This is a genomic window from Desulfobacterales bacterium, assembly GCA_021647905.1.
GTDB lineage: Bacteria > Desulfobacterota > Desulfobulbia > Desulfobulbales > BM004 > JAKITW01.
In genome coordinates, this window is record JAKITW010000002.1 from 69,020 (window position 1) to 88,077 (window position 19,058).

A 19,058-nucleotide genomic window follows, 5' to 3' on the forward strand; every position below is an offset into this window, starting at 1 on the left:
CAAGACGGAAAGGTGTTTATATGAAAGTCGCCACCAAGCGCTGTCCTTGCCATGCCGGCATGGCTGGACCATGCCGCTTAATGATGATCCGGCCCGGCCGCTTGATCCGGTACCTGCCGGTCCTTGTGCTGGCCCTTTTTCTGGTTGGCCGGATCAGCGATACGGCCCTGGCCGCGGAACGGCAAGCACCCTGGACCTTTCGCCTTTATATTGAAAACGACGGGTTTGACCGTGGCGACGAATATTACTCCAACGGGATCAAGCTGAGCTGGCTCTCGCCGGATTTTGTCGACCATGAGCCGGCCGCCGGCCCATCATGGCGCGGCAAGGTGGCCCGCTGGTTCCCCTGTATGAGCCGGCCGGGCATGACCCGGAATCTTGCCGTTTTTCTGGGCCAGAACATCTATACCCCCCTGGATGTCGACCAGGCGGGCCTGGTTGTCAATGACCGGCCCTACGCCGGCTGGACTTACGGCGGGGCCGCGGTCCACGGCAGAACCGGGGCCTGTCTTGATATTCTGGAGATTCAGCTGGGTGTGGTCGGCCCCCTGTCCATGGCCGAGGAAACCCAGAAGTTTATTCATGATTTTAAGAGCTTTTTTATACCGAACGGCTGGAACAACCAGCTCCACAACGAACCGGGCCTGGTGCTGACGGTTGAGCGGCGGTGGCGGGCCTGGCAGGCCCGCCGCCGGGCGGGCCGGGGATTCGGCGCTGATGCCATCACCCGTCTGGGGGCAACGCTGGGCAATATCGCCACCTATGCCAATACCGGCCTGGAGGTCCGCCTGGGCTGGAACCTGCCCGATGATTTCGGCGTCTCCCGGATTCGACCGGCCGGTGACAGCGGTGCGCCAACCGGGGAGCGAACAGGCGGCCAGACCCGGGCCTATCTTTTCGGCTCCGGCGAAGGGAGGGTTGTCTGGCGGGATATCTTCCTGGACGGCAACACCTTTGTCAGCAGCCACCGGATCGACAAGAAACCCCTGGTCGGTGATTTTGCCCTGGGCATCCGCCTGGCCCATGGCCGCTACGGCATCTCCTTTGCCCACATTTACCGGACCAGGGAGTTTGACGGTCAGCCCGAGGACCATACCTATGGGTCGCTTGTTTTTTCTTTTTCCTATTGATGGAGGAGGGTTGGTCGATGTAGGATAGTTCGCCGGCCATGTTTGTCTCTTTACCAAACAGAGATGACCAGCGGCCCGGTTTTGCCAGGCAAGAGATCTTTCCGGGGGTGTAGCTCAGTTGGGAGAGCGCCACGTTCGCAACGTGGAAGTCAGGGGTTCGAGTCCCCTCATCTCCACCAGTAATATCAGGGGGGCTACGGCTGAGGCCGTAGCCCCTTTTCTTGTGGTTGCCACCAATTCTATTCGACCATGGCCTTGACCAAGGCGTCCTGAGCATCGGAATAGAACTGAATATTGACTTTGGTTGCCATATCATCTGAGAGCTCAAAAAGCTGTTTGCGGGCCGATACCGGCATGAGAACGGCCTCGGCGCCTTTTTCGATAGCGAGTTCAATTGTAGCGACGGCGTTGTTGAGAGAATCGATAGAGCCGCCCAGGTTGATGGCGCCGATAAGAATTAAACCACCCCGCAGGCTCCTTTCCAGCAGCCCGCTGCACAGGGCTATCAAGACCGGCAGGCTTGTTCCAGCCCCGCTCTTGTCATTATCCATGGCCCGCAGCTGAATGGAAAATTCATGTCCCCTTGGATCACGGTCACCGACAAGCTCTTTTGCCCTTGTGTACAGGTTCTGCTCGGCATAGCGAACGCTTTCCCGAAAGGCTGGAGGAACCGGATGATTAAGAATTTTAACGCCAGTGCCCGGCCCAACTGTTACCTCAATACGGTACAGGCTGGGACCCGCATCCGCGCTCCCAGGGCTGACCGCCCAGACCTGCCCGGGCGGTAGAGGATCGGTGTCGATCTGGTCTTCGCTGTGAAGTTCCGGTGTGGCCACAAACTGCTCCACCCCGTCTTCACCAATGGTATAGCTGAAGTGGGTGTTCCGGAACTCGGTCTTCAGGCATTTCTTCTGCTGTTCCTTCACCCGCCGCCGGCATTCCAGGGCAAGCCGGACAAGACCTTCCAACTCCTCATCAGGTACTGGCATTTCCGGATCAGGGTAGAGGAGCTTGATCAAGCCGCTCACAGTCTTGTTTACCGCGGTCAAATCCCTACCGGACAAGGCACCGCCGAAATTCACCCTTCCCTGCAGCGCGGCAACCCGGCTGCCATTGCGCAGCTGGTTCCAACATTCCGAAAGGAAGTCGCTCACCAGGCCGAAGTGATCGGTAAAATGTTCGTTTGGGTTCAGTTTAGGGAAATCCCAGCCCGGCAGATAGGCGTGCAGGCGGTCCATAAATGCTGTATCGTTGCGCATTTCCCGCGGCAGGGGAGAGAGAAGGTGGCCGATGCGTTGCTGCTGTTCGATATCCATATCAAAATTACCCACCATGACAATGCCGCCAGAGGCACGGATGGACTCCTTTCCCCGGGAAAACTCTCCTGACTCCATATACCCTTTCAGGATATTCACTCCATCCTTCTGGTCAAAGGAAACTCCGGAAATTTCATCAAAGCAGACCACATCATACTGGCAGACCAGCCCCCGCTGGCCGCTGGCATTATTGACAAACATCTTGGCAACCGTGGCCTTGCCGCCTGAAATCAGATGGGCGTATGGAGAAATCTGCTGATAGAGATGGCTCTTTCCCGTACCCCTGGGGCCGAGTTCCACCAGGTTGTAATTCCGTTCCACAAATGGAATCATTCGCAACAGGGCCACCGCCTGCCCTCTTTCTGAAAGAGCCGCTGGCTCAAGGCCGATGCTGCGCAGCAGCAGCTGTTTCCATTCATCAAGAGTGAACCGGCTTCTGGCTTGAATAAGTACCTGCAGTGCATCCGCCTTGGAAAGCTGGATAGCCCGCAGCATGTCGATGGCAAAAGGCCGCCCGCCCTTTTCCAGGGCAATGGCGCTGTCATAGCTCAAGGTAACTTCGGCATAGAAGCCGTCTGTCAGCATGCGCTCATGGTTCTTCACCAGGTGGTCATCAACGCGCACGTCCTTGAGGGCCAGGCTTGGCAATTCCGCCACAAAACAGTCATTTTTTGCATCAAGCCGCGCCTTGACAATGTCGATGAGCTTGACCGAGCCTTCATCCCTGGCCCTGGCCTTGAACAGCTCCTCTGTCCCTGTGCGCACCGTTCTTTCTGTCAGCTGACGCTCGACAATGGCAAGCCCTTCGTTGATCTCCATATCATCAATGCTCGCGCAGTAGCGGCCAAGCATGAACTCCACAACATAGGTCGGCACCGGGTACTGCCGGCTGTATTTGCGCACCAGGTCCTTGCGCACGAGATACCCCTCAAAGGCCTCGGCAGTCAATCTGTCAAGTCTGTCAAGTTCCATATCATTCCTCTCCGCCAACGAGAATGTTCATCGGGTAAGTTACAATCTGTAAACGTTCAGCAGTGCCCCAGATGTGTGCAAGCAGGCTGGCGAACTATAGCAGGCCTATGTGAGCCAGCCTGATCGTGCGCAGATGGGGTGCTGCTGAACGTTTATCCGCCAATAATAGTGGCCTGCTTGGCAATAACATGGCCAGCGGCATCCACGAGTACAACAACCGCCGGGGTCCCCTCCAGGCTGTCATCGATCACAAACAAGCTGGCAACGCCCTCCTTGCCAAGGGTTTTTTCTTTGATTTTTTCCGGGTCAGATTCATTAACCTTCATACGGATATCCACCTTCATGTCCTGGTCACCGTTTTCAACTTTGACCCGGCAGCGCAGGCCTGTCCATTTGACCTCGGTGATAACCGCCAGCACCACTCCTGAATTACCTCCTCCCTGGATTGCGATAACCGGAATCAGGCATTCCTGGAGACTGACCCCGCCGTGGGCATATTCATTGCCTTTTCCGAAACAGGCCACTCCCGGTCCAATCGCCACATAATGATGAGGGCTCCAGTGCCAGGGCACCACAGGGCAATCCACCCTGGCCCCTTCCTTGATTGCCGCGCAGCGTGCCCACCGGCTCTCGGTCAGATATTTGGGAAGAGCGACTACCGGCAGGCCGCCTGGGACCAGAAGCCAGCCATGATCCGTGACAATGCGGATTTCCTTCCAGCCCGCCGCAAAGAGTCCTTGTAACCGTTCAAGAAGAAGATCAAGCTGCTCATTGACCCGGGAGGCAAGCTTTGCCTGGAGAGAATGGCCCAGCCTGTCAAGCTCGCCCTGTTCGGTCCAAGCCCGGTCGGCCGGGTCACCCGTTTCTTCCGATGACAGGTATTGAACCTTGTTTTCAGCAAGCAGTTTGCGGAAGCGGTCCGTTGTCAGGTTCTTCTCTGTTTTCGTAATAAATGGCTGGAAAGTATCTTCCACCGCATTGCCGCCGATTTGTCCGGCCACCGGGGATACGGCCGGCTTGGCGGTCGCGGTCACCGTGGGCATAGCGGCCCAGCGGCGGGACAACTGCACCTGCCATCCCTGGACTGTCAGCCTGTCCAGTAGCCGACAGGCAGTATCCCAGCGCAGGCCGTCGGCAAAAACGATCACACCGCCGTTGCCGATAGATAATCGAGCTGCATCCTCATGACCGGGAAGCATTTTCTTGCCGATGAGTTTCTGCAAGTGTAGCGCGCAGCTTTCAAGCCAGGGCAGGTAGCAACTCCTGAGAGCCGTCTGTACTGCCTGGCTGTCTGCCCCGGAAACAGCTTCAGCCATGGCTGAAAGGGCGGCATCGTCGGCCTGCCAGCCTTCGGACACGTACAGCTCGGCCATGGCTTCCGGGGTAGCGCCGCCGAGACTCTGGCCGGTTTGCCGGGCAACAACACCCAGGTATTTCAAGGCCCTGGCCAGTGGCGCCTTGCCAAGTCTGGCCCAGATCCACTCACGCCGCTCACCGTGTTCTTTTTCAAGTTCCAGAATTTTCTCTCTTGCCTGGTCAGCCGGCAATCCCGCAAGCTGAAGCAGGGCAGTCCGCAGCTGCTCTTCACTTCCCTTGTTCTCCTGTGGCCAGGTCGATTTATCGTCCCACATGCCGGGATTGACAGGCCTTGACTTTCGCAGTACCTCCACCACTCCGGGGTAAAGGGCTGGCGCTTCCGCAAATCGTTCCCAGACCGGACCCCAGCTTTCAAGTTTACGTCCGAGGCGCTCCCCGGCCACAAGCTCGCCATCCTTTTCAGGATCGAATTTGTATTCTTTCCTGCACCGGGAGCGGAAGGTCTTCCATTTTGCCGCCGGCCACTGCCCGCGAACCTCTCCCGGTTTGTTCAGCCAGAGGAGAAGATCCTTGACCGGATCTTCAATAATGAGTTTTTCGAAATCCTCTGCCTCAAGATGTCTGCCCTGCATATGAGAAACAGGCTTGGCAATGAGTTCCGGCAATGCCGTCACCAGGGCGGCCCGGGTAACACCATCTTTGGCCAGGTCAAGCCCCAGACCGCCATCCCTGGAAACCAGAAAGGCCTCCACGGTCCAGTCCTTGCCGTTTTTCTGGGTCCAGCACACTCCCCGGTATTGCAACTCCACCAGAGGTTTCAGCCAGTCCGGACACTCGTGAACCGCCCGTAGCGTCTGCCGGCTCACTTCGGGCATGTAAATAATCGGCACTGCCTCCTCTGGAATGTCTACTTCCGGTAAAGCGCGGTCGATTACACAGCGCAGCCAGATGGCCGGCCCGGTCTTTTTCTCCGGCTGATATTTTCCCAGAATGAGAAGCTCCGGCATCAGAATCCGCAGCTGGCTGATAACCGGCCGCCACTGGTAATCGGCATCGGTCCAGATGATGGCGGCCGGCCGGACCACATCGTCCGGGTTATAGCGGCCGGCAGCGGTTAACGAGTCCCGCAATGCTTCTATAATTGTCTTATTGCTCATTCAATATCGCCTGTATGGGTACTGCTATGCTGTTCAGTACCTGTTTATTGGGTAAACGCCCTTTTTAGCACTCACAACTTAGATTATTATTATTGTTAATTTTCAATACCTTACCAAAAAGAATGGTCTAAAATAGTCATCTAAAGTCGTCTAAATTCCATCCTTCATCCTGATAAGCTTGCGCCTGGTTATCTCGATTTCCCTGGCCAGCTGACCCTCATCAGGGAGAGCGGTGCGGTATTCCGTCTGGAAAATTTGCTACTGAACAATTCTTCGGCCAAGCTCCCGGTAGGTGGCAGTCAGCAGAGCGTTTACCGAACGTGCGGCCTTTGCTTTTGACTCCGCAAGCAGATACTCGACCTTATCCAGAAAAACAGCGTAATCCTGATCAAGGAGCGCGGGAGTATTCTGCTCAGCAGCGGGTTTCTTTCTTCTTGTTCCCGGCGACTGCGTCGCCGGGAATCGCGGCGCTGACTTCGTCAAGTGCCTTGCCCCGGCGCGCTACGCGCCGGAACAAGGCACTTGACCCGACTGCGCTTCTCGGCACGAGATTGAAAAAAAACTGATTTTTCAATCCCGTGCCTGCGATGCTCGCGGGTCAGCGCCGCGATTATTTTTATTCCTTTTTCATCCTTTCTCGCGCGTCTCGTTTTTCTGCAATGGTCAGATGGTGGTCGTTAATGCGGTCGCCCTTGTTACCGCCGTACTCGGGGCCAAGGTTGTACCAGGGAGCGGAAGGGACATCCTTGCCCCGGTCCTTGGTCCATTTGATGTTTGGTTTCCAGCGCAGGACTCCGGCGCCTCTCTTGCCGCCGGGAAGGTCGTCGGCCATGAAGGGGCGGATGTTCAAGCGAACGCCGTCATTGATGTCCGGTTCCCAGCCGATGGGCTGCTGGGCGAGCGGTTTCCAGCGGACAAAGATGTCAAAGGGCGGCTCGCCCTCTAAGATGGCTTTCAGGCGTTTTTCCAGCTCCAGGGCCGCGGCCAGGCGGTCTTCGGCCCCGCCTGTTCCCTGTTTGACGCCGTCCTTCTGGATGATGATCCAGTCACCGAGATAGCCGTAGGTGAGTTTTTCAAGGAGCTGCCGGCCCTTACCGCTGCCTTTGGCCAGCTGGTGGTAATTGACCAGGGCGTGAAAGCCGTCGCGCTTGCGGCCGTCCCAGATGTGCCAGATAAAGGGCCGGTGTTTAAAAAGCTTGCAGTGGGCTTCAAAGAAGTGGTTGCGGAGCCAGTCGTCAAGGTCGGCGGCGTTGTTGCCGGTGGCAGCCAGGAGTTCCTGTTCCCGGGCCGGCGACCAGTCCGGACCATGGGCGGCCGCCAGCATCTCCCGGAGCCGCTCCGGGGCCGCATCCTCGCCCCGCACGGAGGGGATGCAGACGATGCCGTCTTCGTCGGCCAGGGCAAGCAGGAAATCGCATTTGTTCACCCACTGACGCTGGAGATCGGCCAGTTCCATGTCCGGGGCCAACTCCGCCGGCCAGCGATAGCCGAGCAGCCGGGCCACGGCAATCTGCAGGACAGAGGCGTCGGTGCGCAGCGGGCCATGTTCCAATCTTTTGGTTTTCTCGCCCCACACCACCGACCCGCACGGATGGCCGTGAAAAATCCACTGGGTCGGGTCGTCGGAATAGGGCTCCGGCAGGCCGTGGGGGTATTTTTCTTTGGCGATCTTGGTCCAGTGGTCGAGGTCGAAAGGTACTTTGACAAGAGTAGCGTTGGTAACTTTGAGCGATTGGTCAATTCGCCGCACTGCCTCGTTGTATTCCGGTGAGGAGCAGAAACACCAGATGACCGGGAGGTGGGTTAAATCATCAGGCACTACTGTTGCTCCATTCTTCCCGAACACTTCTCCAGAGTAGATAGTAATCGGTAGATGACGCATTTGGGTGACCCGCAAACCTGCTTTACCGAGTATTCGTTTCCCATTCATTACTTCGCTCGGAAAGTTGTGAGCTGTTGGGAAGGAAGAGAGGAGTCCTATACCGCCTTCCCAAAGAATACGGTCTGAACGTCCACCATAAAATATGGTTGTATCTACATTTTGGATATAAGGCTCCCAACCATTACCAAAACCAGCCTCCCAAAACTTTCCTACAAATCTCTCCAAATCACCCGTGGTTAATCCTTCGATACTTGCACAATAATCTCCCAGGCTTTTTTGGAGGGAAATATCCACCAACGCCACCCTTGAATCCGGATTCTCCAACTGCCTATCCTGCTCCACCTCCTTAATCTCTCCGGCAAGAAGCAACCCGGTCTTTTCCTGGGCAGTGCGAGGCTCGGAGGCATCAATACCACGAATCAGCCCCCCTTCATCCTTCGTCCTTCCGAATTCATTCTTCCCAAACCGCCCTCGACTCATAACGAGCAGTATGGCCTTGACCACCTCGCCGCTGATGGTTTCAAACGCCCCCGGCCCCAACCGCGCAATCATCCGCCAGGTGTGGCGGCGCAGCAGCTTTTTCCGGAATTTCTTGTAGGTGGTAAGAAAGAGCCAGTTCTGGGGCAGGACGATACCGGTTGCCCCGCCATCCTTACAGAGCCCGAGGCAGCGCTCCAGAAAGACAGTGGCGATATCGTTCTTGGCTTCTTTGTAGTTGCGCTCGCAGAAGTTCTTCAGGACATCGTCCTGCTTGCCCCGCGTAAGATAGGGCACATTGGTGATCACCCAATGATACCTGCCGGCCAGTATCCGGGCGGCCCGGGCCAGCCCTTGGGCGGCAACCCCTGCCTCATGGGCATCCTCGCCCTGCTCACGAACAAGGGCTTCTTCCAGGGTCTTGGAGAGTTCTTCCCATTCAATCAGTTTTGCCCCGTCGCTTGAGGTCGGATCAAGGAGGCTGCCCAACGTCGGGGCCTGGGAAAAGAAATCATGCATCCAGCCAAGGGCTATGCGCAGGTTGTGTTTGTCCAGCCCAAGCTGTTTCCACTCCTCCCTGGCCGCCCCGACCGAGAGACCGGAACAGGCAACCGGCAGTTGCGGCAGTTTCCTGTAACCGCCGGCAGCCGGATACTGCCAGGCTGCCAGGGCCAGGGCAAAGGCAGCGATCTGGGTGCAGCGCTCGTCAAGCTCAAGGCCGTGGATATTATCAACCAGCACCGCATCGCAGGCCGTCCGGGCGGAAAGCCCTTCCTCTGCCATGCGCAGCGGCGCCAGATGGTTGAACAGGGCGACCAGGAAATGGCCAGAACCGCAGCAGGGATCAAGAATTTTGAGTTCAGCCGCCTTGTCCGGCCATTTCTCGAAAATTCCGGCAGCAGGTGTCCATACTTTTTGACGCGGGGACGCGGGGATGGGGTGACGCGATGAATCGGTTTTGACAAAGCGGAGATATTCCCAGGTTACGCCCGGAACAGCACAAGCCCGTCGGACCTCCTCTTCAGTCTCAGCTCTCTCGAATATCCTCCTCGCCGCGTCGCCGCGTCCCTCTGTCGCCGTCTCATCTTTCCCCGCGTCGCGCTTAGCCGCCCACCAGGCTCCAAGAGTATTATGGATCAGAAAGCTGACCATGTACGGCTCGGTGAAGAGTTGGGTCACGGCCGACAGTTCATCGGCCCCGATCTTCACCTCGGCTTGATTTACCTCTTCCTTGCGCCTGGTCTGCCAGAACTGGTACACCCAGCCCAGGGAGTCGGAAGCGGTAAATATGTCTGAATCGAGTTTTTTTAAAATATCCTCCAACGGGAGCTGGTGGTTCCTGGCCAGTTTGACCTGAAGCAGCGGATCATCCGGCCTGAAGATCTGCGGCAGCATGGCCTGGGCATAGCGCCCGGCCAGGGTCCAGGGATCAAGCCCCTCTTCCCGGGCCAGTTCCTCGCACTCTTCAAGGGAAATGGCCACCCCGGTCTCCGGTTCGATGAGCAGATGATTCTCGGCCAGATAACGGGCAAAGAGCATCCGGTGCCAGTGTTCATAGGCGCATTCCGTCACCAGCCGATCAATGGCCTGGGCGCCGCTGGCCGGGTCGCGCCGGTCACCAAGCTGGCGGGCATGGGCCCGCAGTTTGTTCCGCAGGCGCCGCTCTTCGACCGTCATGTGGCCATAGGGTTCATGGTGGTGAACAGCCAGGGCCTCTAGGGCGGCGCGGCTGCCGACTTCGGCAATATCGCGGGCGGCAATAACAGCATCCTTCAGTCTGTTGCGCAGTGCAGATGCGAGAGGGGGCACCAAAAATACTCCTTCTGTTTATGAGACTTCTTCATCTAAATATAAAAACGATGCTCAAAAATATTATTATGTATCTTCAGTCTGTTAACTGACGTCACTGCCTCGTTCTCCATCTAAAGTCCGTCTAATCTCCATCTAAAGTCCATCTCGTGTGCCAGCCTGGTCCCCCCTGGGGTTTGATGCTGCCATCCTTCTTGGACATCTCCTGCAACAGGTTGCGAATCTTATTCTCTTTCTGTTGCGGAGTCAGGATGTCGGGCAGCTTTTCCAGGAGCAGTCTGTTGATCTCTTTCCGGCTTGTGGGGCCGAACTCCTTAAGCAGTGAGAGCACCAGCTTCTTGTAATGTTCCTTATCAAAGGCCCGATGCCGGATATAGTCCGCTTTACCATGGATCGCCTCGGCGATATGGGCGGAGACAAAAAGGTTGGGGCGGCGTCCTTCAATGAGTTTTAACCGTTTCAACCTGGTAAATTCGGCATCGGAGAGATTTTTTTTCTTCTGCACCTTATCAAGGGCAATGACATCAATGAGGCTGAGGTCGGTCTTGGAAATGAGGAGCCTGGTGTAATTTTCATCCAGGATCTTTCCTGAGAGCCGAACCCTTACCCGCTGCGGATCTGCCAGGTCATAGTCCGGCATGGGGAAAAAACGATTCCGCTGCAGACTGAAAACCCTCTTGATGCCACTGCCGATGGTATCTATCATCTGGAGATTGACCATGGCATCGGCCAGAAACTGGTTTCGGTAATATTCAGGAGGCGCATCGAAACTGATAACAGTTTCCACGCTCTGGGGTAGGAATGAACCCATGTTGGAGAAGAGAAGAGATTCCTCATCCTCCACCACGGTTATCCGGCCGCAAAGGGAATAATCCTGGTGCGCGATGCAATTGTGCAGAAGCTCGCGGATCACCCAAGGGTCGTATTGGGTGACTTCCGTAGGGAATAAGGTGTTGTTCCGCATATAGCGGTAGGTGAGGTTGCGGATTCTGGAAAACAGGAGATCTGAGTTCAGCAGGAAGGGAGGCCCAAAATGCTGGTAGTCTTTTTCCAGGCCGTCCCGATCCCGGAGAATCCAGCTTATCTTGGCAACAGATGGAGAGAGATGATGTTCCGCGGTTTCCCAACCAAGTAGAAGGATAGCGGCATTGGTGATGTGACCGTTTTTGAGCAACTTTGCCTTGTTGAGAAAGGCGCCGGTCTCCCAGCTGTCAACCTCCTTGGCAAGCCTTGGGTGTTTCTCCTTGAACAGCTCTCGGGCACGGACAATGGCGGCAGTGTCGAGATCCTCCAAGGTGGCCTGGCTGCATATTTCTCCCGACCAGTCCGGCAGGGCCATTGAACGGAGCAAATCCAGTTCGTGGAGGTTGAGCGCGCCGATTGATTCCCCGTCCCGTCCATAGAAATGTCCTTCCCAGGCCGTGGGCACACCGGGAATAGCCGGAGGAATTTCAAACATCAAGACCCTGCCTTCCGGCAAGAGCAATTCGTGAATCTCAGTAAAGGTAAGGAGGTTTGAGGTCTTATCAGCGATTTCTTTTTTCAGACTGTCGAGGTCCGGCCTGTGGGGGCGGAATCTGGTTCCGGTAATTTTATGGGTTTTGTCCTGTATTCCAAAAACAAGCCAGCCGGCCGCCTGGTGCTTCAACCGGGCTTCATTGCTGAGCGCGGAGAAATATCGCCCCACTTTATCAAAAGGATAGGTCCGGCTTGCCTGCTTAAACTCAAGCCATTCTGTTTCCGCCGGCAGACCGAGCAAATGATCCAGTGTTGCTTGTAATTTTTGTACATTTTCATCCTTCATCCTTCCGCCTTCATCCTTCAGGTAATAACTATCGGCCCGTCTTCAATCCTTGCCAGCAGTTCACTGCGGGTGTCCTCAATCCAGGCCTCTATGTCTTCCCTGGTTTTCAAGGTGTCGCTGAAAAGAGAGATATGCTGGGTCTTCGGCTCAAAGAGTTTATCCGCATGGCAACGGGCCTCGGCAAATTGCTGAGTCAGGGCAGCCTTGCTGGTGGCCCATGATTCAAGGTTGATTTTGGAGAGTGAAGCAAGCACCTCATCCGCGTTCCCCACTGCTCCCTTATCGATCCTGCCAAGTCCTGCATTTTTGAGAATGGTCTGCTGCTGATCTTCATCGAGCTTCTGCCAGCTTTCGGCGCTGGTTAATGCCGCCATGCCCTGGTCGTAGGCGGTGTTATAGGTGCTTTCCGCAGTGGTGAGTGCTGTGCGCAGACCATCTACAACGGATTTGATGAGATCCGGCAGAGGGTTGCTGGCATCAAGAAGTCGCCGGTCGGTTGCGATAGCATCCGACTGCGAACGTATCGGTTCAGCAAACGGTTGCCCGGAAGCATATTCGAGCAACTCCTGGAGCTGCCGCCAGGAAGGCAGGCGGCGTCCAGCCAGGTCGCCGGCGGCAGCCCAATCTTCGGTGTTCTGTTTCAGGGTGTCATGATGTTGAAGGACTCCGGCCAACTGTTCGTTGCCGGCCATGGTCTGGAGATCCGCAAGAAGAGTGGTTTTGGGTGGCTCCGGCAACGGCGGTTGGCCGCCAGCCTGCCCGGCCAGATCCATTAACTTTTGCAGGAATTGACCTGCGGCTGCCCCTTCCTCGTTGGGTTTACAGGAGATACCGGCTGCCTGGAAAAGGCCGCGCAATCTGATGCGGTCCCTGGCGCTGATGGTCGTGGTTTCGGTCCGAAAATCGGTGACCGGTATCTTGTTCTGGTCCAGCTCCTTGGGCTTTAAAGGAACACTGTTCCGCGAGGCAACAATTTGCCCGGTGGCAAAAAGAGCGATGAGGGCGCCGTCCACGGCATCGCGCGGCCAACCGTAAGGCGCTGCCTCGAAACAGGCGCGGATCTCCTTGCCCTTCCTGCCCGAACCGACATGGGCCAGTACTGCCGCGCAGACCGGATGCTTCTCCACCTTGTCCTTGAAGTCGATGGCCGCGAGCGGGCTTTCGGAGCCGCCCCGCGCCCGGGCAATGACCTTGTTCCAGCGGGCATCATCACCGTTTCTGAAATCAGGGAACATCCGGTCAAGGGAGGCGCGAACCGCCTCGATCAATTTATCGGCCAGGGAGAGTTCAAGCCGTTCATTGCCGCCGCCCTGAAAGACCTTGGCGCTGTCGATGATCTCCTTGATCAGACTGGTCAAACGCTGGCTGGACTCCGCCAGCCGGGTCTGCATGGCCTCCCGGGCCTCTATTCCTTCCCTGGTGGTGGGCACCCCCTTGAAATGCAGGGTGCCTTCCGCACCATCCTGTTCGGCAATCCGTTTCTTTATGGCCTCGGCCTGGGTCCTGGGGATAAATATATTGATGACCGGGCTGTCCGGGCCTGCTGCACGGGCATCGGCAAGAACGTTCTTTTCATCCTCGCCCCATTCGTCCCGTATCCAGACTGGAATGTCCTGCTTGTTTTCCGCCGGGGCATCAGGGCCAAAATGGAGCAGAAGCTTTCTCTGTACCTTGCATTTGCCGTGCAGGGGCTTGATTGCAGACAGTTCCTGCTGGCAGGCGGCCGCCAGCATCTGGCCGCGTTTGCTGGCCATTCGGGCGGTATCGTTTAAGAGCTTTGTCTCCCGGCCGCGGAACTCCTGTTCCCACTCACTGGACTCCTTGGTCTGCAGACTGTACTCATCTTCCAGCCTCATGAGGGCGCCCTGGGTGACTAACTCGTCAAGCAGGCCGGGGATGAGACTGCGCAGGTGAGCGCCGTCCCTGGTGAGGTTTTCCACCAGCAGATCGGCAAGCATTTCCGGGGTGGCCCGTACTCCGATATCCACCGCCGCCTCACGCGGCAGCTTCCTGATCACAAAGACCAAGGCGCAGAGCCGTGATTTCAACCGGCCGTTTTCAGTGGTGTCATCCTGTTGGCGGATAATTTCATCGATCTCCCGGAGCAGCACACCGCTCTGCAGCAGGTTGGGGGAAATTTCATCAAACAGAAAGTCAGCCGCCACCACGGTGCCCAGCGGCGCGTCCGCTGTTTTCCTGATGGCATCGTAGACTATGCGGAGCTGGGTGCGAAGCTGCCCGGCGGTGCCGGCCTTGTCCACCGCCCGCAGGGTGTTTTCCCAGAAGCGCCGGCGGACCGGCAGCAGGGGATAGTCCTCCACCAGGATGGCCCTGTCTTCGGAACGGGGGCCGATTTTTGACTCCTTGAGCTGGCGGTCTATCTCACCGGCATTGCTGTCCAGGCATTTTTTCACATCGTTGATGCGGTCCGCACGCTTGGCAAGCACGACACGGCGGATCACGGTTTCCACATCATGGTCGGAGAGTTCGATATTGACCGTGAACCGGCCCTGCAATCTCTGTAAGGCAGGAGTGCCGGAAAGAGCTGTCTGCCCTGTTCCAACAAAAAGAAGATTGGCGCCGAATCGCTTGCTGCAGGCCTCCACCACCTCCTGAACAATATAGGAACGGTTCGTATCGTCCCCTATATACTGCTGGATCTCGTCAAGAATGATGACGCTGCAGGGGAGTTTGCCGTCTGGAGCCAGGGCGTCCTGCATGGCCTGGACAAACTCTTCCGTGCTGATATCCTTCGGTTTTGGAAACTGGGCGCGGAGGGCGCCCTTGGCCTCTTTTTCATCCGCAGCGAAATTGGAATCAGCGGAAAGCAGGGCCTTGGCAATGACCGGGCTGACATAGAGATCATTCAGCTCCTTGCGGAAATCGCGGCCTGCCGCCTCGACCTCGGCGTAGACCTGGTCATAGAGACCGTTTTTCCTGAGCCAGATGCAGAAACGGGCCTGGGGATAGCTTTCCGGCAGGCCGGCAGAGCGAAATACAATACCAAGGAGCGACAAACGGACCGAGTCACCCGCCCCTGCTCCAAGGGTGCCGGATGCGGCATGCAGACCGTTATAACGTTTACCAAGGGTAGATATTTCAGTGAGATGGTCCTTCACTTCCTCGGGAAGGCGGGCAAGACCCCGCGCCGTGGCCCCATCTTCCGGAAAGGTGTAGTCGATCCAGAGATGATGCAGCATCTTGGCGAGATGGGATTTGCCGCTGCCAAAGAAGCCGCTGATCCAGGCGGCCGGCTGCTCGGGCTGACCAGTGTTGCTGACGTAAGTATCAAGGATACGGGCAAGCCCCCGCTTGTACTCTCCTTCGCAGACGAAATGCTCAAGCTCGAAACGCAGGGTCCGACGTTCCTCTCTGGTCAGGACATCGGTCATGGCGACAACGCCATTGTTGAGCAGGGTGATCTTGTCGGGATCTCGCTGATAGATATCGCGGTTTTTCATCGGGCCTTTTCTCCAGGAGGGGTGTCAAAAAATGAATGTGCTATGTGATTGAAATCTCCTCGTGCAAGGTAATTGGGACTGCGTGATAGTTCCACCCGTCCCGGGCATCCAGCAAACGATAGTTGGCATTCTCAAATTCTCCGGGGAAAAATACCACCAGGCGGCCCCGAATAGTATTCTCGACCCTGGACATGATCTCGGAAACCCGTACAAAGCCAAACAGGGAGGCGATGCCGAACACCCCGACAACCGTCTGGCTGTCTACGTCAGGGGCGGTGAGCGCCTCCTGGATTATTCCGACAACATATTCGAGAAAATCTTCTTCCAGTTTCAGCTCAAGATCTTCCGGTGATTCAAAATAACTGTCACGATAATCGATACCGGACATCCAGCGCGAGAATGTGTCAACTAGATTAATTTCTTTCCATGTATGCCCCGCCTCCACGGTTGCCATGGCAAAAAGCTCCTTGCGATTTGCGAGCCTTCGCTCATCGGTCTTGCCATACACAACGAAGATGGCCCGCTGGGCGCCGGCCAGTCCCTTCTGCCATGGCAGCGACACATAACGGCCATACCGCTCAGCCAGTTTTTCAATCCGCCCCATACAAAAGCTCCTTGTCAGCCCCGGTAAGTAATTGGGGGAAAGAAATATCAATAAGTGAACCGGACTGCTTGATGTCCAACAGCCCTAAACGCTTTGCATCGTCAGCGCGCTCCCGCGCTTCAAGCTCATCAAGATCCAGCACCTTTGCCCAGGGACAACTGAAAAGATTCTGCCCGCGAACACCTTGCAGATATCCGAGCAGAAATGCATAGGCCAAGGCAGCAGGCGTTGCCCGGATCTGCTGGCGGAATTTTCTCGCCCGTCCTTGCAAATGCCCGGACTGGGTCCAGGATGAAGAGGCGTTTCGCACTATCTTGTCCAGAATGGAATTTTTAAAACGGGTGCCAGTCCCTTCTTCAAGGGCGTCTGTCATATCCTGACGGGCAAATTCCTTACCGATTGGGGTATGAAGAACAGACGCCGCAGTCATGCGAAGAAGAGGGTCGCGGGCCAGGGCAAGCAGGAGAGCCAGCTGCGGTCGGCTTTTTGGATTAACGTCCCACAGGTCCCGCATGATGCGAAACAACGGGACGCCAGGATCAAGGGCATAGAGTTCACTGAGCCGCTGTAGGGAAAGCTTTCTGGTGGAGAGTGTCTTCTTGCCCAGGCAGTTATCCTCAAGCGCTGCTTTCTCATAATCCAGACGTTCTCTGTTTCCTGGAACTGCATCAAGAAGAGATTGCAGCTCTTCAAACATTATGGTGCGGCTTGACTGGGTGCCCTTGTCTCCAAAGCGGAAGCCTAAACGTACCGAGGAAGAGTGGGTGTCGGAAGTAAAAAGAGAGGCGAACATGTTTTGCCTTATCTGTTTTCTATGTTCTCGCCGGCCAGTTTGCCGGCGAACTTTCCTTATTTTAATAACGCCAAACATTCTTGTCAAGCGAGCACAAAAATTTTCTGTAAATATATCTTGTTAATGCATGAGCACCTCTTTTTACGGGGAAACCACTTTAAATTTAATCCCGGGCCGCGCCAAAGAAGCGCAGGAGCATCAGAAGAGATTGTCAGTATTTTATGCCGGGCGGCACTGCTGCTGTCTCTCTTTGGCTTGATCATTGTTTTTCCTTTGCCCGGTCTGTTTATGGCTCCTTTGTTTGTTTTTATATTTTGTGCTATATATAGCCCTTAATTCAACTTAAGGGGTTAAATATGTCGCCAAGGCACCGAATCCAAGAGAGTCTCCCGCCCGAGGTCTCCACAATCATCTCACAACTGGGGGAGCGGATCAGAATTGCCAGGAAACGGCGGGCCATCACCATGGAAGACATGGCTTCCCGCATGTTCGTTACCAGAAAGACTCTGGCCCGTTTGGAAAACGGCGACCCCGGTGTGTCACTCGCGGTGTTTACCTCAGCTCTCTGGGTGCTGGGACTTGAGAAAGACTTGCTTGAAATCGCCGGGCCTGAACATGATAGAGTTGGAATTTACCGGGAACAACAGCGTCTGCCGGAGAGGGTACGCTCATCAGGAAACAAGGATGAGCTGGATTTTTAACCCCGGAGTGAAGAATGGCACAGAGAAAAAGCACTGTATTTATATATCTGCCCAACGAGACAGTGGCGGTTCCCACCGGCTTGTTCTCCCACGATGCGGATGCGGGCATCGGGAGTTTTTCGTATGGCCGGAGGTACATGGAGCGCGTCAACGCCCTGCCGGTGGACCCCATCGCCTTACCTCTCGGACCGAGTCCCCGAGAGGTGATAACTAACGGAGGAATCTATGGAGCGTTTCGTGACGCCTCTCCGGATTACTGGGGAAGATTGATCATTGCCATACAGGCCAAGGTTCCGCCGGAAGCCATTTCCGAAATTGATTTTCTTTCGGATGATCTTCAACATCCTCGTTCGGAACAGCGATGACCACCCACGGAACCACGGCTTTCTGGTCAATGATCGGGCAAAAATGTCCATCTCTCCTGTCTATGACATCGTCCCCTCACCGGCCCACCCTGGTGTGGGCACGGATTTTCGACTGGCAATGGCGGTCGGAAAGAGCGGAAGAGAAGCAACCCTTGAAAATGGGTTGAGCCGAGCCGAACGGTTTGGTCTGGTCAAGGGAGAGGCGCGGGTGATTGTCGAAGAGGTTTTTGAAACTGTTCGAACCTGGCGCGGAGTTTTTGAAGAATGCGGCGTCGCTGGCCGCGAAATAGATCTTTTGGGGCCATCATTTTCCCGTCAGGAAACCGTTTTTATCAATTCCGGGACGCGCCAAAGAAGCGCAGGAGCATTAAAAATAGGTTGATGAAGTCGAGGTAAAGGGTGAGCGCCCCCATGATCACCCCCTTGCGGATCACGGCCTCACCGCTGTCCATGATCCCGCTGGCGCCGATCTGGTTGATTTTCTGTACGTCATAGGCGGTCAGACCGGTAAAGACGATCACCCCGATGGCGGAAATCACCCAGGACATCATTGAGCTGCCGATAAAGATGTTCACCACCGAGGCGATGATGATGCCGATCAAGCCCATGAAGAGAAAAGAGCCCCAGCTGCTCAGGTCCTTTTTGGTGACAAAGCCGTAAATCGCCATGGTGCCGAACATGCCGGCGGTGATGAAAAAGGTGGAGGCCACCGAGGTTGCGGTATAGGCAAGGAGCACCGCGGACATGGTGATGCCGTTTAACACCGAGTAGCCGACAAAGAGGCCGGTGGCGGTCTGGGCGGACAGCTTCCGGATCCGGGCCGAGAGATAGATCACCATGCCCAGTTCGCCGATGATCAGACCATAGAAAACCATCTTGTTGCCGAAGATCAGCTGCAGGGCGGTCTGGGAATTGACGGTGAGAAAGGCGGTAATACCGGTCAGCCCGAGGCCGATGGCCATCCAGTTGAACACCTTGGCCAGGAAGATGGTGGCTGCCGCGTCGTCCCGGACCTGGGGAAAAGCAGTGGCGCGGTTGTTGGAATTCAGGTCATACATCGCTGGGAAATCCTCCTGTTTCTGTTTTGAAGAACTACGTTCAGTCGCTCTATTTACCCGGAATAACCTCCGGAGACAAGGAATTCGTAAACATTCAGTAAACCCCCTCCTGTCGGGAAAGGGGTTTTCTTCTACCAACGGCCGCTCCATTGAGAAGGGCCGGCTGTTCATAAACAGGCTATCAAGCAGGAACTCGCTTCGCCGCGGCGGCG

At 56.1% G+C, this 19,058-nt stretch carries 12 protein-coding genes and 1 tRNA gene; 5 read left to right on the plus strand and 8 right to left on the minus strand.

Annotated elements, in window-relative coordinates:
* Positions 1-20 precede the first annotated feature (20 nt).
* Positions 21-1,130 (plus strand): lipid A deacylase LpxR family protein, encoded by a 1,110-nt coding sequence (locus tag L3J03_00710; GenBank protein ID MCF6289516.1) that lies wholly within the window; start codon positions 21-23, stop codon positions 1,128-1,130.
* Between the two features lie 103 nt (positions 1,131-1,233).
* A tRNA-Ala gene (locus L3J03_00715) sits at positions 1,234-1,309 on the plus strand.
* 60 nt (positions 1,310-1,369) lie between these two features.
* Here the strand turns inward: L3J03_00715 and brxL are convergent.
* The 7 genes from brxL to L3J03_00750 all read right to left on the minus strand — a co-directional run bounded on the left by brxL (position 1,370) and on the right by L3J03_00750 (position 16,722).
* The gene (gene brxL / locus L3J03_00720) at positions 1,370-3,418 is read right to left on the minus strand and encodes a protease Lon-related BREX system protein BrxL (protein ID MCF6289517.1); all 2,049 of its coding nucleotides are present in this window, start codon (positions 3,416-3,418) and stop codon (positions 1,370-1,372) included.
* Between the two features lie 152 nt (positions 3,419-3,570).
* Positions 3,571-5,892, minus strand: a complete 2,322-nt coding sequence (gene pglZ, locus L3J03_00725) for a BREX-1 system phosphatase PglZ type B (GenBank protein MCF6289518.1) — start codon at positions 5,890-5,892, stop codon at positions 3,571-3,573.
* Positions 5,893-6,508: 616 nt separating this feature from the next.
* Positions 6,509-10,060, minus strand: coding sequence for a BREX-1 system adenine-specific DNA-methyltransferase PglX (locus L3J03_00730; GenBank protein MCF6289519.1), 3,552 nt, complete (start codon positions 10,058-10,060; stop codon positions 6,509-6,511).
* Between the two features lie 124 nt (positions 10,061-10,184).
* The gene (locus tag L3J03_00735) at positions 10,185-11,864 is read right to left on the minus strand and encodes a putative DNA binding domain-containing protein (GenBank protein MCF6289520.1); all 1,680 of its coding nucleotides are present in this window, start codon (positions 11,862-11,864) and stop codon (positions 10,185-10,187) included.
* Between the two features lie 17 nt (positions 11,865-11,881).
* Positions 11,882-15,325 (minus strand): BREX system P-loop protein BrxC, encoded by a 3,444-nt coding sequence (brxC, locus tag L3J03_00740; GenBank protein ID MCF6289521.1) that lies wholly within the window; start codon positions 15,323-15,325, stop codon positions 11,882-11,884.
* A gap of 40 nt (positions 15,326-15,365) precedes the next feature.
* Positions 15,366-15,929, minus strand: coding sequence for a DUF1788 domain-containing protein (locus L3J03_00745; GenBank protein ID MCF6289522.1), 564 nt, complete (start codon positions 15,927-15,929; stop codon positions 15,366-15,368).
* The gene (locus L3J03_00750; protein ID MCF6289523.1) at positions 15,916-16,722 is read right to left on the minus strand and encodes a hypothetical protein; all 807 of its coding nucleotides are present in this window, start codon (positions 16,720-16,722) and stop codon (positions 15,916-15,918) included. The genes L3J03_00745 and L3J03_00750 overlap by 14 nt, the downstream gene beginning before the upstream one ends.
* 464 nt (positions 16,723-17,186) lie before the next feature.
* Between L3J03_00750 and L3J03_00755 the strand changes: the two genes are divergently transcribed.
* The 3 genes from L3J03_00755 to L3J03_00765 are packed head-to-tail and all read left to right on the plus strand — an operon-like array spanning position 17,187 to position 18,170.
* Positions 17,187-17,423 carry a hypothetical protein gene (locus L3J03_00755; GenBank protein MCF6289524.1) on the plus strand — a complete coding sequence of 79 codons (237 nt, stop codon included), beginning with the start codon at positions 17,187-17,189 and terminating at the stop codon, positions 17,421-17,423.
* 14 nt (positions 17,424-17,437) lie between these two features.
* On the plus strand, positions 17,438-17,788 hold the full coding sequence (locus tag L3J03_00760; protein MCF6289525.1) for a hypothetical protein: 351 nt from the start codon (positions 17,438-17,440) through the stop codon (positions 17,786-17,788).
* Positions 17,754-18,170 carry a HipA domain-containing protein gene (locus L3J03_00765; GenBank protein ID MCF6289526.1) on the plus strand — a complete coding sequence of 139 codons (417 nt, stop codon included), beginning with the start codon at positions 17,754-17,756 and terminating at the stop codon, positions 18,168-18,170. Before L3J03_00760 ends, L3J03_00765 begins: the two co-directional genes overlap by 35 nt.
* Here the strand turns inward: L3J03_00765 and L3J03_00770 are convergent.
* On the minus strand, positions 18,121-18,846 hold the full coding sequence (locus L3J03_00770; protein MCF6289527.1) for a Bax inhibitor-1/YccA family protein: 726 nt from the start codon (positions 18,844-18,846) through the stop codon (positions 18,121-18,123). The genes L3J03_00765 and L3J03_00770 overlap by 50 nt on opposite strands.
* Between the last annotated feature and the right edge of the window lie 212 nt (positions 18,847-19,058).